The organism is Geobacillus jurassicus NBRC 107829 (assembly GCF_001544315.1).
Taxonomy (GTDB): Bacteria; Bacillota; Bacilli; order Bacillales; family Anoxybacillaceae; genus Geobacillus; species Geobacillus jurassicus.
Genome location: NZ_BCQG01000073.1, coordinates 1 through 14,055, shown reverse-complemented (window position 1 = coordinate 14,055; position 14,055 = coordinate 1). Strand labels below are relative to the sequence as shown.

11 protein-coding genes and 3 pseudogenes are annotated in these 14,055 nt (G+C 43.3%); 4 read left to right on the top strand and 10 right to left on the bottom strand.

Features of this window, described 5'->3' with window-relative positions:
- The 9 genes and pseudogenes from GJ1_RS15970 to GJ1_RS15930 form a co-directional block, all read right to left on the bottom strand.
- Positions 1-370: pseudogene (locus tag GJ1_RS15970) on the bottom strand (erythromycin esterase family protein); the annotation flags it as partial.
- Positions 371-464: 94 nt separating this feature from the next.
- Positions 465-839 carry a DUF5367 family protein gene (locus GJ1_RS15965; RefSeq protein ID WP_066234556.1) on the bottom strand — a complete coding sequence of 125 codons (375 nt, stop codon included), beginning with the start codon at positions 837-839 and terminating at the stop codon, positions 465-467.
- Positions 840-908: 69 nt separating this feature from the next.
- A complete protein-coding gene (locus tag GJ1_RS15960) occupies positions 909-1,307 on the bottom strand; it encodes a YvaD family protein (RefSeq protein ID WP_066234552.1) in 399 nt (132 codons plus the stop codon).
- A complete protein-coding gene (locus GJ1_RS15955; protein WP_066234546.1) occupies positions 1,304-1,741 on the bottom strand; it encodes an MFS transporter in 438 nt (145 codons plus the stop codon). Before GJ1_RS15955 ends, GJ1_RS15960 begins: the two co-directional genes overlap by 4 nt.
- Positions 1,735-3,369 (bottom strand): annotated as a pseudogene (locus tag GJ1_RS15950) (IS1634 family transposase). Before GJ1_RS15950 ends, GJ1_RS15955 begins: the two are co-directional and overlap by 7 nt.
- Before the next feature lie 553 nt (positions 3,370-3,922).
- Complete coding sequence (locus tag GJ1_RS15945) at positions 3,923-5,317, bottom strand: radical SAM/SPASM domain-containing protein (protein ID WP_066234541.1); 1,395 nt, start codon at positions 5,315-5,317, stop codon at positions 3,923-3,925.
- 149 nt (positions 5,318-5,466) lie between these two features.
- Positions 5,467-6,078, bottom strand: coding sequence for a flavoprotein (locus GJ1_RS15940; RefSeq protein WP_053414193.1), 612 nt, complete (start codon positions 6,076-6,078; stop codon positions 5,467-5,469).
- Between the two features lie 14 nt (positions 6,079-6,092).
- Positions 6,093-7,304, bottom strand: coding sequence for an MFS transporter (locus tag GJ1_RS15935; protein ID WP_044737061.1), 1,212 nt, complete (start codon positions 7,302-7,304; stop codon positions 6,093-6,095).
- Positions 7,305-7,576: 272 nt separating this feature from the next.
- Positions 7,577-7,852: a hypothetical protein gene (locus GJ1_RS15930; RefSeq protein WP_033011808.1), complete on the bottom strand. Its 276-nt coding sequence runs from the start codon at positions 7,850-7,852 to the stop codon at positions 7,577-7,579.
- Between the two features lie 298 nt (positions 7,853-8,150).
- Here GJ1_RS15930 and GJ1_RS19150 point away from each other — a divergent pair, with 298 nt between their 5' ends.
- The 4 genes from GJ1_RS19150 (at position 8,151) to GJ1_RS15910 (ending at position 11,833) form a co-directional block, all read left to right on the top strand.
- Complete coding sequence (locus tag GJ1_RS19150) at positions 8,151-8,696, top strand: DUF6431 domain-containing protein (RefSeq protein ID WP_066234540.1); 546 nt, start codon at positions 8,151-8,153, stop codon at positions 8,694-8,696.
- Positions 8,697-8,847: 151 nt separating this feature from the next.
- A complete protein-coding gene (locus tag GJ1_RS15920; RefSeq protein WP_066234538.1) occupies positions 8,848-10,101 on the top strand; it encodes an IS481 family transposase in 1,254 nt (417 codons plus the stop codon).
- On the top strand, positions 10,094-10,894 hold the full coding sequence (locus GJ1_RS15915) for an ExeA family protein (RefSeq protein ID WP_066234533.1): 801 nt from the start codon (positions 10,094-10,096) through the stop codon (positions 10,892-10,894). The genes GJ1_RS15920 and GJ1_RS15915 overlap by 8 nt, the downstream gene beginning before the upstream one ends.
- Positions 10,895-11,101: 207 nt before the next feature.
- The gene (locus GJ1_RS15910) at positions 11,102-11,833 is read left to right on the top strand and encodes an immunity 26/phosphotriesterase HocA family protein (protein ID WP_066234530.1); all 732 of its coding nucleotides are present in this window, start codon (positions 11,102-11,104) and stop codon (positions 11,831-11,833) included.
- Between the two features lie 346 nt (positions 11,834-12,179).
- Here GJ1_RS15910 and GJ1_RS15905 read toward each other — a convergent pair.
- Positions 12,180-13,838 (bottom strand): annotated as a pseudogene (locus tag GJ1_RS15905) (IS1634 family transposase).
- Positions 13,839-14,055: the final 217 nt, after the last annotated feature.

The following is a 14,055-nucleotide window of genomic DNA, read 5'->3' as shown; positions in this document are numbered from 1 at the left end:
ACACATAATGAAAGAGCGTCTCGACTTCCTCTGTATGCCAGACTTTGAACAAAGAATGTTTCATCCATTGCCTTGCATCCAGTTGGTCTTGTTGATAAAAGCATAAGCTGCAGTCACTGAAGCTGCTTTCAAATGCTAAAACTCGAAACCCCAATTCTTTATGTAGGTACTTGATCATCTTTGTTTTAATCATGCTATGCTCTGCCACACCGTGGCCATTCTCTCCCAAAAAAACGATCCGTTTATTCTGCAGTAAAGGTTTTAAAAAATACAAATCGGAATCATCATCGAATTCATGCAATTGTATACGGTACGTATGACCTTTGAGCCAATCGATTTCAGAAGAAATATTATTTTTGCGGTGAAACATGTGTTTATCCCCTTGCTTTCATAATATTCCGCAGCATTACTGCCCCAAAGCCTGTAAAACGGTCAGATAAACATTTTAAACGTTTTTTCATTTGTCACCGTCCCTCTCGCTTTTTTAACGGAAGACCCGTTATCAAAATTAAACTGTACGCCCATAATAACCAAGAACCAAAATACCGATCGGATTGCACAGGTAAATTCGTAAACACATCTGGAAAGATCACTAACACAACCGTATCAATGAACATGCCGGGAAGCACAATAAACATAGCGGCTTTTAAACGTTCATCTTTTGTTAAGCCTTTAAGCTTGTACAGCGGATAGGTGAACAAAGCAATGACTGGAACAACAAGCAGATAGGACAAAAGAAGAAGTAAAGCGTTTTCTGGATGGAAGAAAAAATGGCCAAAAAACCGGAAAATGAGGGTTGCTCCTAACCAAACAAGAAAGCCCCAAATAAGAAAATACACGATCAACACCCCTTTTTCTTAAATAAGTCATAACCACATTTTCACCAACGATTTTGATCCATCATACCTTCACAGACGGTCCTTATTCTTTTCGGCAATAAAATCTTTAATAAAAAACAACGGGTAAATCATCAAATACAAGTTGGCAGCCCACCAAGTAATGTCAAAATCCTTGCTAAAAGCCCAAAATGCAATGGCCTGCAATCCGGAACAAAAAGTCAACACAAGAGAAATCAGAGCCCAGTTCCGCCATGCCGGGTTGTTTTTATTATATAAATATATACTGTAAAGACCAGTGATAGAAATGAAAATATCTAATGGGAAAAACGACCAGTTCCATGCGATAATAATCGGGTTATCATAGTCTTTAAACGCTACTTCTTCAGGTATAAGATGGAAAAAGGTAATGAGCCAGTATATAATAAACCCAATATCCGTTACTAAAAAAAACGGTTTTAAACACTTCATTTTTTCCTCCAACACAACTCATCCATTCTACAGATTTTCTGCTCATGTTTCATCAACCTAGAAAACAAACTGTAACATATTAAAACAAAACACATGATATAAAGAGCTGTTGATAAACCAAATAAATCGGCCAGTCCTCCTCCTGCAATTGGACCAAGTATCATCCCTAAGGAATAGGGCCATATTAAAAACAGCAAATGCAGTAGCATACGCCCCCCACCTAAACGATCAACAGAATTCGCTAATTCCGGCAAAGTCGGCGTTAAGACAAAACCAGCCGCTGCCCCTACCAAAAAAAGTACGGCTCCTTCTAATATTAACGAGTTAGGGAGTATGACCAATGGAAGAGAAACGGCTAAAATAAGCAGGCCTGCCATCATCAAAGAAAAAGTTCCGCATCGATCAGATAACCAACCAGCTAAGGGACTTACCATTCCATAAGAATCCTTCGCTGCTCGTACGTGAGCGGTTGACCTAACGCGCGTTGGATTCGTCCATCCGGCAGTTCCAACAGGACGACCCTAACATACCAAAACAATTGAAAAATCGCTTGTCCGGTCGGTCGGGTCAGTTTCCGACCTCCCGCGCCCTTTCATGGGCGTTCCGGGGTGATGAACGGACGCACTCGGCGCTGGAAGACACGGTAAATCGCCAAGGCCAACAGAAACAAATAGCCTAATACCGCGACTCGTTCCGGTTTTTTCACGTAAATCTCATCCGTAAAGAACGGGTCTTTCAAGAAAGAAAAGTTCATTTCCACCGAGATTTGACCTTTATACAACTTCAAGATCTCTTTCGCATCCATCGGCTGACCTTTCCATTCCTTCGGAACGGTCGTGACAAGGACAAATCGGGACGCTTTCCGTCTCGCCTGTTCCCACGCAGCTTGGTCGAATTCCACGTTCAAGCGAAGGGCGTACACCGTCTCCATGTCCAGTTCCGCCCCTTTTTTCGGACGTCCGCGCCGTTTTTTCGGGCGCACCATCGCTTCGACCGACGCCTCGACGCGATGGAACCGGGGACGAAGGGACGCCTTTAGAGACGCTAGGGCTTGTTCGGCGTCTTCCCGGCACGAAAACAGGCGGCTTTCCCATCGGGTTTGTTCCTGCCGAAGAAACTCCTCTTCTTGGTTTCGCTCTTTTTCGAGCATCTTTCCTTTTCGTTGGTCGAGCGCGCTGGATTCGACGACGATCAACCGGACCGAATGACCTTCGTACGTCGATGTCGTTTCCCACACCCGGTAGGTGGCTCCGTTTTTCTCCGCTAGGGAGAACGGATCGCTCCACGGCGTGTCTTGGGCATCGGCTTTAGCCAGCGCGGTTTTGACGATCCGGAGCGAAGAAGGACCTCTTGTGATCAAAAAGGCGTTGGCGGCCTTCGTTTGCGCCAGCGTGTCTTTCGTCATGGCCGCAGAATCGGCTACGTAAATCCATTCGTCTTCGATTTTGGCCTGCTTCAGCTGTTTCTGCACACGGGACAACACCTCGGGATTCCACGTTTTATCCGGCAGGTTGCCGTCGTGTACATCGCCATAAAACGGGATGCCATCCTCGTTGCCAATCAGCCCAAATCCGATCTGCTTTTGCCAACGATGATGCCGGTTGTAGCCATGCGTAATCTGCAAAGCATCCGGTGAGGCCGATTCATACGTACCGTAAACCGATACATCGGTCGTATCGGCATGGAACACCCGAAGAGGGATTCCCTCTTTCTTGTAAATCTGCACCAAACAAGCCGAAAGAACCGCGTGGATATTGGCGTCGTACAGCCGATCCAGATGGCGCGCGATGGCATCGTCGTTGAACCAAGAAGGGGAAAGCCCTGGTCGGATCAGCTTAGGCAAATCGATGTCATGCGCCCATCGTTCCACATGAACGAGTGCTTGCCGACCGCTCAAGATATCCAAGGTGAGCAGCCAGACCACATCGCTGGCTCGGGTTTGGCATTGCGGATCCACCGGAACCAGACGGTCGATTAACGAAGGGAGACCAAGGTTCTTGAAAATAGTGCTTATTATATTCAAATAGGAACTTTCATAAATGGCACGGATTTGAACGCTCATGATGTAGAAACTCCTTTGCCTCTCTTGTGTTTCAAGGATTCATTCGACAGGAAGATAAAAAAATCCTCCCGATGTTTGTCGAGAGGGTGCGAAATGTAAGATCCAGCATATATCTCGTATTTAAGATGGTTTTTAAGATGATGTATAAAATTTTGTGTAAAGCATTGTGCTAGACCAAAAGAAAAAGGTAGGGTATTCTCTGATTTGGCTAAAAACAACCTTCCAGAGAAAGGAGAACCCTAACTATGTCTAAAAGTATACCGAATTTATGAGGATTTGCCGAAGCGTAGGAAGCCTTTCAACGAATGTTTGAAGAACGTTATAATTAACCAAATAATGTAAAACGATGAGATAAGGAGATTCTCCCTCTCCACTCATAAGACTGAATATTCAGTCTTATGAGTGGAGAAAACTCATCACCTATCCATTTTAAATCCATTTCAGAGATACCCTACTATCTTACATTACACAAAATTCTTGACGGTACCCGGTTTCACTAGAATTTTCAAAACCGAAAAGCACATAGGCCAAAGATTCAAGTGCTCATCGCATATTACGAATAGCTTTTAGTCACTTTAATTTTTCTTTCGCTAATAAATTTCTTTTGTCGACCAACAACCCGTACTACTTGCTTTATATACTGTTTTTCAGGTGGGCACGGGGCTTTTCCTGTTTCAATCCTAATTAGAGGACAAGCAGATCCTTGACAAGAAGGTCTTAGGAAGCACTTCTTACAGCCCTCATCTTCAGACTCATCGTTCATAACCCACAAAGCAAATTTATCTATATCTATTCTAAAGTTCCCATCTTTTTCAACTTTTCCAATCTTATTTTTTTCATTATATAACGCTACTGTACACTTATATAAAGTACCGTCTGATCCAATTACATAAGAATTAGGATCAGCCGCATAACATACATAACCACCAGGTTGAAGAATGCTACCTAATGTAGTCGATAACCCCTGATTTAAAGCATCTTCACACAAACTTAGTGCTACTTTTGCTCTTATTTTTGTATCAAATATATCTAAATCTTCATCATTCGGCCCGCCCCATCGACCAATAGGAAAGTAGTTGACGTGAAACCTTCCATCGTTGGAAAACGTTTCGGAAAGCTCTTTTGTAAGATCGCGTATATAAGGTTCATTACTTTTATCGAAGTTGACACGTATCCTAACCTGAAAATCATATTCCAAACAACTCAAATTTTTCAAATTATTAAATATTCTTTTGAAAGTTCCTTGTCCTCCCACTAACTTACGTGTTTGATCATGAATATGTTCAGGGCCGTCTATAGTTATCTGGAAATTGTCAACACCTAGCTTTAATAATTTTGTCGCCGTATCACTGTTTAAAAGGAATCCATTAGTAGTAATACCAGCACGAAACTTGAAATTGTACTTTTCACTTAATAAAAGGAATTGATTTGATAATTTTTCAATAACATCTAATGCGAGAAGAGGTTCTCCTCCAAACCAATGGACATTCAAATTTTTTAGTTGAGGCCCTCTTTTCTCAACATATTTTATTACACCTTCAATAACATCATCCGACATTTTTCCTTTCTCAAAATTTTCATAACAATATGTACACCTAAAGTTACACTGTTCAGTGACTAAAAAAATCAAATACATATTTTCAGGATTTCTTCCTTTGATTTCATGTAAAATTCGGGCTCTTTTAAATTCGTCTACATTACTTTTGATTAAAAAGCCATAATTAGCAAGAATCTTTGCAGTATCATCAAGCTCATCACATCCCGATCGGAGAATATTTTTAATCTTATTAGCATGAGCTTGTGGAACACGTAAAAATGCCCCCGTATAAGTATTACATATATAAAGATCCCCATTCTCTTCATGGGAAAGAATATTAAATCGCGATGCTACCCATCTATCATTCACATCTGATTTTACCTCTTTGGGAATAGTAGAAAACGGCTCCATTTTTACCCCTCCTATAATCAAGGGATAGCTTAATATAGCTATCCCCGATGACAAAAGAATATGATCAGCATCCTCCGCAGTTTGTGTTAGTCGGTGCAAAAGAAAGAAGAACGTCTTCTGCTGTTGGATTCAAGACATCGAAGCCTTCATCAAGAATTTGAAGCATTTCCTGATTCATGCAATTCACCTCCTTTCAATTCATTGTCTGACTGCTGTATATGTCTCTGTATATACTCAGCTACTGTATATGGGGGAGGTACATGTCCATAATCTACTTTTTCTCCGGTTGCAGTTATCCATGCATTTCCACTAGGAAATACAACTTTATGTCCAAAACTGATCAGCTTTTTAGCATTGTATTGTGTAACTTTTGCATCCCACATGTTTGGCCCCATATTTGGGAAAAAGACAACAGGTCTTGGAGAGCATAAAACCAGCATGGTTAACAAATTATCAGCTATTCCGTTTGCACACTTCGCTAAAGTATTAGCAGTACAAGGCAAAATGATGAAAATATCCGCCCAGTCATGTAAAAAGGAATGAGGAACTCTATTTCGTGTATACTCCTTTGGAAAATCGTACATATCCTGATATGCAGGAGCATCAGCGTGCGCCGCTAAAAAATTGACATCAATAAATTTCTGAACGTTCGATGTACAAACTAGTCTAATGTTAGCATCTAGTTTTTCTCTAAAAACTCGTAAATACATAGGTAGTTCAACAACTCCTGAAGAACCTGTAACGCCAACTAATATATTCAAGCTTAACACCTCCTTTACATTACAGTTTCTCTTGGCGTACCTTTTCTCTCATTAATTAATAACGAAGATAAACTAGTAACTATACCCAAAGCACCTGCAATGAAGAAAAGATATTTTATATTGAAATAATCAACACTGACCCCAAAAATAAACTGGGCTACTGGCGTTGAAAGCATTGAAATCGCCATCATAATACTATTAACTCTTCCTAATAAATGAATAGGCACAGAACGTTGAACAAAAGTAGGTATAAGGACTCCTATAAAACCAGTAATTAAGCCAATTACAAAAACGAAAATTAGAATAATCAAAAAATTTTGGGTGAAACATAGTGCGGCAATACCAGTAGCTTGTAAAAGAAAAGATAAATAAATAATCTTCAATTCAACCTTGTGAATGCTTTTAACTGAAAAGATTAAACCAGTTAACAAACTTCCCATTGACATCGATGAATATATATATCCTAAATACTTAGCATCACCACTAACATTTTTAGCTAAAAAAGGGAACAATACATTAACCCCGTTTGCTCCAATATTTACAAAAAACATAGTTATAACCAAATAAAAAATCATTTTTTGTCTATTCAAAAAACTAAAACCAAGTCTTAAATCCGAAAAGTAAGAAGTTTTGTCATTATTATCGTTCATATTTTCAAGATGACTATTTTTAGAGTCAATAAACAAAATTAAAAAAGTTGAAAATACATATAAGATAGAAATGGCTATCAAGGAATGTTCTATTGAGATTGATTCAACCATCCAAGCGGCGATTAAAGGGCCCAAAATGATCGTTGTTCTTACAACAGTGAAGTATTGACTATTGAGACGACTCAAATATTCAGTAGCGACTAATCTTGGCTTTATTGATTCTGAGGCTGACCAATAAAAAGCATCAATCGCTCCAAACAAAACGGAGACCATTATGAGAATTACAAAAGAGATAGTATGATCCCATAACAGAATAGCCAAAACTAACACAATGATTGCCCTTATCATGTCTGACAACCACAGAAACAACTTTGCCCCTATTCGATCAATAACCGGTCCGCAAAGAAGCCCAGCAATAAATCTCGACAAACCTAGGGAAAATAAAACTGCTCCCATCAAAAAACCTGATTGTAAAACATCAGCAATATACCAAGCTATAACAACACTGTATATGACATCCCCCAAGTTTGAAAGAAACGTTGCTATACAAAATTTTGTAGCGTTCAAAATGATCACCCTTAGAAAGATTGAGACTAGGCATGTAATGCACTTGTGAAACAGAACAAAATCAAAACATAGGATAAGGGGCGGTTTTAATATAACTAAAGATTAATTATATTACAATTATTACAATAATTATTTTATCGGGAAAATACGGTAATGTAAAGAGTTTTTTTGTAATACCTCGTCTCGTTTTGTCGGATATCGTTGAATGCAACATATCTTTTGTTATGTTGAATAATTGAAAACACAAAAAAAGAAGCCAACGAGTGGCTTCTTTACCGCTTTTATAGAACTTTTTCCGACTTTTCATCATACCGCTTCATTAAACTGTAAGCGATGGATAACTTTTTTAAAATGTAATCTTGAGGATCAGCTGTTTGCACGTACCCTTCTAATTCCTGTACTTTCACATCCGCAAACATGCCGCCTACCCTAGCTAAATGGTCGATGATATCAAAAAGTTCGCCGTTGTCGGAACGGTGTTTAACTGCTAAGAATTGAATTTCGTCCAGTCTCTCGCGAATTTCCCGAGCTGCAGAAATTGTAAACTTACTCTCCATACGTATCGTATCCCCCTCGTAAATGGACATTCGCCATAGATTATATTTATCAAAGGGAATAGTTATGAAAGAAATCTGAATCAATCATTTAAAATACGATGTCGTCCTCCAAAAAACAACCGCATCGATTTTAAGGCGTTTAGTAGGTGTAAATTATCACTTTATTTCGGAACAAAAGAGCCATTTTTTTGCACATTCCTTCAGAAAGCCCTCTCCCCTTTTCTGAAAGAATGTGCTAAATTTTTTGTGAATTATTTCGGAAGAGAAAATCCATCGGTTCAGAGGAGGGGAGGAGGACGTGATTCAATTTCATGACTTTGGCATTGACGTCCAAACGTATGCAGAGCGTGGAAAAGAAAACGACTTCCCTCTTCTGACACAGTGTCCGCATTGCCGGGCCAAGCGCCCGTTGCACCGCCACGGTTACTATGAGCGAAACGCATTGACCCCACATGGTGATGATCGCATTTGGATTGTCCGGTATCGCTGCCGGGAATGCTTGAAGACGGTGAGTGTGCTGCCTTCCTTTCTCCTCCCGTATTTTCAGTATACGTTGTCCGCTATATGGCAAGTCGTGAAAGAGCAGTTGGGATTGACCGAGGGAACGAACCAAGATCCGTTCCTCCCGACAAAGGACGGCATCATCTTTTATGTCCGACGGTTCTGCCGAAACCTATCAAACCTTCATAGCTTTTTTGCGAGGCGGTGGAGGATCATAGGCCCTATCGTGAAAAAAGAAAAGGAACGGGCTTCTTGGTGGATCCGGACGTTGGAGGAACACGGTCTCTATTCGGTCATCAGAGAGATGTGGGAGGACGGATTCCGACACCCTTTTGCAAATTAAATGGGATCCTGATTTTACATACATATCCTAAATTGGAAATGATTGAGGTCCCACAAACCTTTCCGATCGACGGAGAAAAAGCAATTCGGTACGATAAGGGCAGGAGGACCGGAACGGTCCTGATTCCAAGTGAGACCAGGAGGAGATTCGAATGGATGAGTCGATGAGACACGACATTGCCCTGTTTCGGTACGGGCTAATCGCTCCGTTGGTGAATGGGCAGGTGGAACCGAAGACGTATCTGAAAGAGGTGAGCGAGCGAGTGCACCATGTTCCCCACCAGGGCGACAAGCGAATCGCAGCCAAGACGATCCTCGATTGGTGCACCCGATACAAAAAAGAGGGCTTTGACGCCTTAAAGCCGAAGCGCCGTTCGGACCGCGGCCACTCAAGGCGTCTGTCGCCCGATGATGAGGATCATATTTTAGCCCTAAGAAAAGAACATCCCACCATGCCCGTGACGGTGTTCTACGAACACCTAATCGAGCAGGGGGAAATCCCAGAAAACCATACCTCTTACTTTACTATATACCGATTATTGAAAAAACACAACCTTGTCGGGAAAGAAATTTTGCCCATGCCGGAGCGAAAACGCTTTGCGTATGACCAGATCAATGAGCTTTGGCAAGGGGACTTATCCCATGGACCCACGATTCGAGTCAATGGGAAAGCCCAGAAAACGTTTTTGATCGCCTATATCGATGACTGCTCGCGGTTGGTGCCGTACGCGCAGTTTTTCCCTTCGGAGAAGTTTGACGGGCTGCGGATCGTCACGAAGGAAGCGGTGCTTCGTTGCGGGAAGACGAAGCGCATTTACTCGGACAACGGGAAAATTGATCGATCCGAGGTGCTGCAGTATGCGTGCGCCGAGATGGGGATTACGCTCATCCACACCCAGCCGTATGATCCGCAAAGCAAAGGGAAAATCGAACGGTTCTTCCGCACCGTACAGACGCGGTTTTATCCGCTGCTGGAGTTGGATCCCCCGAAGTCGCTCGAAGAGCTGAACGAGCGCTTTTGGAGGTGGCTTGAAGAGGAGTATCATCGAAAACCGCACGCCTCACTGGACGGAAAAACGCCGCATGAGGTGTTTCAATCGCAAGTGCATCTCGTGTCGTTCATCGAAGATGGCGATTGGCTGGATGCGATTTTTCTGAAACGGGAGCACCGCAAGGTCAAAGCCGATGGAACGATCACCTTGAACAAGCAGCTGTATGAAGTGCCGCCCCGGTTCATTGGGCAATCGATTGAACTCCGCTATGATGAACGGGGCGTCTATGTGTACGAAGATGGAAGGAAGGTGGCGGAGGCCGTTCGAGTTCGTTTGGAGGACAACGCCTATGCAAAACGCCATCGGTCCCTGTTTGCGGCGATTCCGGCGAAGGAGGGAGAACACGGTGTATAAATCGTTTTACTCCCTTTCTCGGGAGCCGTTTGCGAAAGAAACAGACCCGTCCGAGGCGTATCAAGGGGCGCCATTTCAGGAAGCGTTGCGGGCGCTGGAGTACGTGAAACGAACCCGGGGGATCGGGCTGTTGATCGGAGAGCCGGGGGCGGGCAAGACGTTCGCCCTTGGGACGCTGAAAGAGTCATTGAATCCATCATTGCATCATGTCGTCTACTTTCCGTTATCCACCGGAGGCGTGATGGATTTTTACCGTGGTCTGGCCTTGGGATTAGGAGAGGAACCGAAGTACCGCAAAGTAGACCTCTTCCGCCAAATCCAGCAGGCGATCGAGCGATTGTATCATGAACGGCGGATCACGCCGGTGTTCATTTTGGACGAGATGCATTTAGCAAAGGATGCATTTTTACAGGACATCGCCATCTTGTTCAACTTTGAGATGGATTCGACCAACCCATTTGTCTTGATTTTGGCCGGGCTGCCCCATTTACAGGGGAAGCTGCGGCTCAATCAGCACCGCCCTCTCGACCAGCGGATCATCATGCGATACCGGATGGGGCCGCTGGAGAAGGAAGAGGTGGCGGGCTGCATCGAGCATCGGATGAAACAGGCCGGGGCGAAGCATCCGATCTTCACTCCATCGGCGTTAGAGGCGATTGCCCTGCAGTCGCGGGGATGGCCTCGGGTGATCAACACGTTGGCCACGACGTGCCTGTTATACGGGTATCAGCTGAAAAAGGACGCCATTGACGAAGAAGTGGTGCGCATGGCCGCAGAGGAAATGGGGTATTAGCACGAAAGGGGCCGAATCGGCCTCTTTTGTGCTTTCTCTTTTCCATCGGTCCATCAGGCGCGCTGGAAATCTTCATCTGAAAGAGCGTGCAAACGTTCCGAAAGAATGTGCAAAATCCGGAACAATCCGCAAACATTTTGCACATTATTTCCGAATCCGCCTGAAATAATTTGAAAAAGGGATTCTGAAATAATGTGCTAATTTACAATGGCGTTTTGGAAGAGTATTAAGAATAAAGAAACAGTTATTTTAAGTGAAGATGCAGTCGATTTACTAAGTGATACTCTTTTAGAGATAAGAAAGATTTATGAGGAAGATTTAGAAAGAAAACCAACTGTAGCTGAATTGGAAGCATTGATTATGGAGGCAATGCAACTTGATTCAAATATAGCCGAACAATTGGAGGAAATGGAAATCACCGATGTAAAATTTAAATTGAAAAAGAGAAAAAAGGCTCCTAACATTGAACCAGGTATTGTATTTGCAATCCCGCTTAAAGGAATTGAAAAATGTGCTTATGGGTTAGTAGTAAAAGGAGAAGGGCTAAAGGATGACATTTATATACAATATTTTGATATCTTCACTAATGAAATATTAGATATAAAAAACTTTAGTAATCAATTTGAAAAACTTTCTGTTCTATATACTATTAACAGTGGAATATATGGAATCGTTAATAAAGAATGGGAAATTATTGGGAAATTATCTAAAGGAAAATTCAATCCTGAAGAATATGAGTTACCTGATTTTGTGTTTTACAATGGCAAGGAATATTTTGTGAGTCGAGGGGATGCGAATACACCAATAGCAGAATTAGAGCCTATTTCTAAAGAGGAAGGGGAAAAAATAAAAAATCCAATTGGTCTGATTGGTAGTAATAATATAGTGGAAATGCTTATTAATTCTTACTACGAGAAACAAAATCAAAAATGTATTTAGCCTTTTTAAGGGGTTGACCCAAAAGCGTCATTCTCCTCAAACGAAATACAACATATCGCGCATGATTCGTTGTTTATTGTCTATATATGGTGATAAGCAAGGGTGTCCCGATCCTTTTGGGACACCCCCTTTTTATTGTACAGTGAAGACAGCGGGCGCATCCAAAAGAATGTGAATGGCGTCGTGACGAACTATATAAGTTGCAATTTTGTTTTACAACTCATATTTCGCACCTTGGTAGGGCGGAACAAAAGGATTTTTTATTCAGTTTTTTAGAATAACTTTCAAACCAACACCAAAAGCGGTGGCATCCTTTTTTTACCATCGCTTGTCGTTCTTTATCCCGTTAGACGTAAATGCTCTCGTCCATCCCTAATCCTTGCAAAATCCTTCGCTGCTCGTACGTGAGCGGTTGACCTAACGCGCGTTGGATTCGCCCATCCGGCAGTTCTAACAGGACGACCCTAACATACCAAAACAATTGAAAAATCGCTTGTCCGGTCGGTCGAGTCAGTTTTCGGCCTCCCGCACCCTTTAATGGGCGTTCCGGGGTGATGAACTGACGCACTCGGCGCTGGAAGACACGGTAAATCGCCAAGGCCAACAGAAACAAATAGCCCAATACCGCGACTCGTTTCGGTTTTTTCACGTAAATCTCATCCGTAAAGAACGGGTCTTTCAAGAAAGAAAAGTTCATTTCCACCGAGATTTGACCTTTATACAACTTCAAGATCTCTTTCGCATCCATCGGCTGACCTTTCCATTCCTTCGGAACGGTCGTGACAAGGACAAATCGGGACGCTTTCCGTCTCGCCTGTTCCCACGCATCTTGGTCGAATTCCACGTTCAAGCGAAGGGCGTACACCGTCTCCATGTCCAGTTCCGCCCCTTTTTTCGGACGTCCGCGCCGTTTTTTCGGGCGCACCATCGCTTCGACCGACGCCTCGACGCGATGGAATCGGAGACGAAGGGACGCCTTTAGAGACGCTAGGGATTGTTCGGCGTCTTCCCGACACGAAAACAGACGGCTTTCCCACTAGGTTTGTTTCTGCCGAAGAAGCTCCGCTTCTTGGTTTCGTTCTTTTTCGAGCGTCTTTCCTTTTCGTTGGTCGAGCGCGCTGGATTCAACGACGATCAACCGAACCGAATGACCTTCGTACGTCGATGTCGTTTCCCACACTCGGTAGGTGGCTCCGTTTTTCTCCGCTAGGGAGAACGGATCGCTCCATGGCGTGTCTTGGGCATCGGCTTCGGTGAGCGCGGTTTTGACGATCCGGAGCGAAGAAGGACCTCTTGTGATCAAAAAGGCATTGGCGGCCTTCGTTTGCGAAAGCGTGTCCTTCGTCATCGCGGCGGAATCCGCCACGTAAATCCATTCGTCCTCGATCTTCGCTTGCTTCAGCTGCTCATGGACACGGGACAACACCTCGGGATTCCACGTCTTATCCGGCAGGTTGCCGTCGTGTACATCGCCATAAAACGGGATGCCATCCTCGTTGCCAATCAGCCCAAATCCGATCTGCTTTTGCCAACGGTGTTGTCGGTTGTAGCCCTGGGCAATATGCAGGGTATCCGGCGAGGCCGATTCATACGTACCGTAAACCGATACATCGGTCGTATCGGAATGGAACACTCGAAGAGGGATTCCCTCTTTCTTGTAAATCTGCACCAAACAAGCCGAAAGAACCGCGTGGATATTGGCGTCGTACAGCCAATCCAGATGGCGCGCGATGGCATCGTCGTTGAACCAAGAAGGGGAAAGCCCTGGTCGGATCAGCTTAGGCAAATCGATGTCATGCGCCCATCGTTCCACATGAACGAGTGCTTGCCGACCGCTCAAGATATCCAAGGTGAGCAGCCAGACCACATCGCTGGCTCGGGTTTGGCATTGCGGATCCACCGGAACCAGACGGTCGATTAACGAAGGGAGACCAAGGTTCCTGAAAATAGTGCTTATTATATTCAAATAAGAACTTTCATAAATGGCACGGATTTGAACGCTCATGATGCAGAAACTCCTTTGCTTTTCTTGTGTTCCAAGGATTCATTCGACAGGAAGATAAAAAAATCCTCCCGATGTTTGTCGAGAGGGTGCGAAATGTAAGTATAAAAATAACAAGTCTCATCCTCTTCCTCTACATCAAAAGTTTTGGAAGCGATGAGACTTGTATTTCTTTCAAACGAATAACATGTTAAAAAACGATATATAGGTATATAACAAA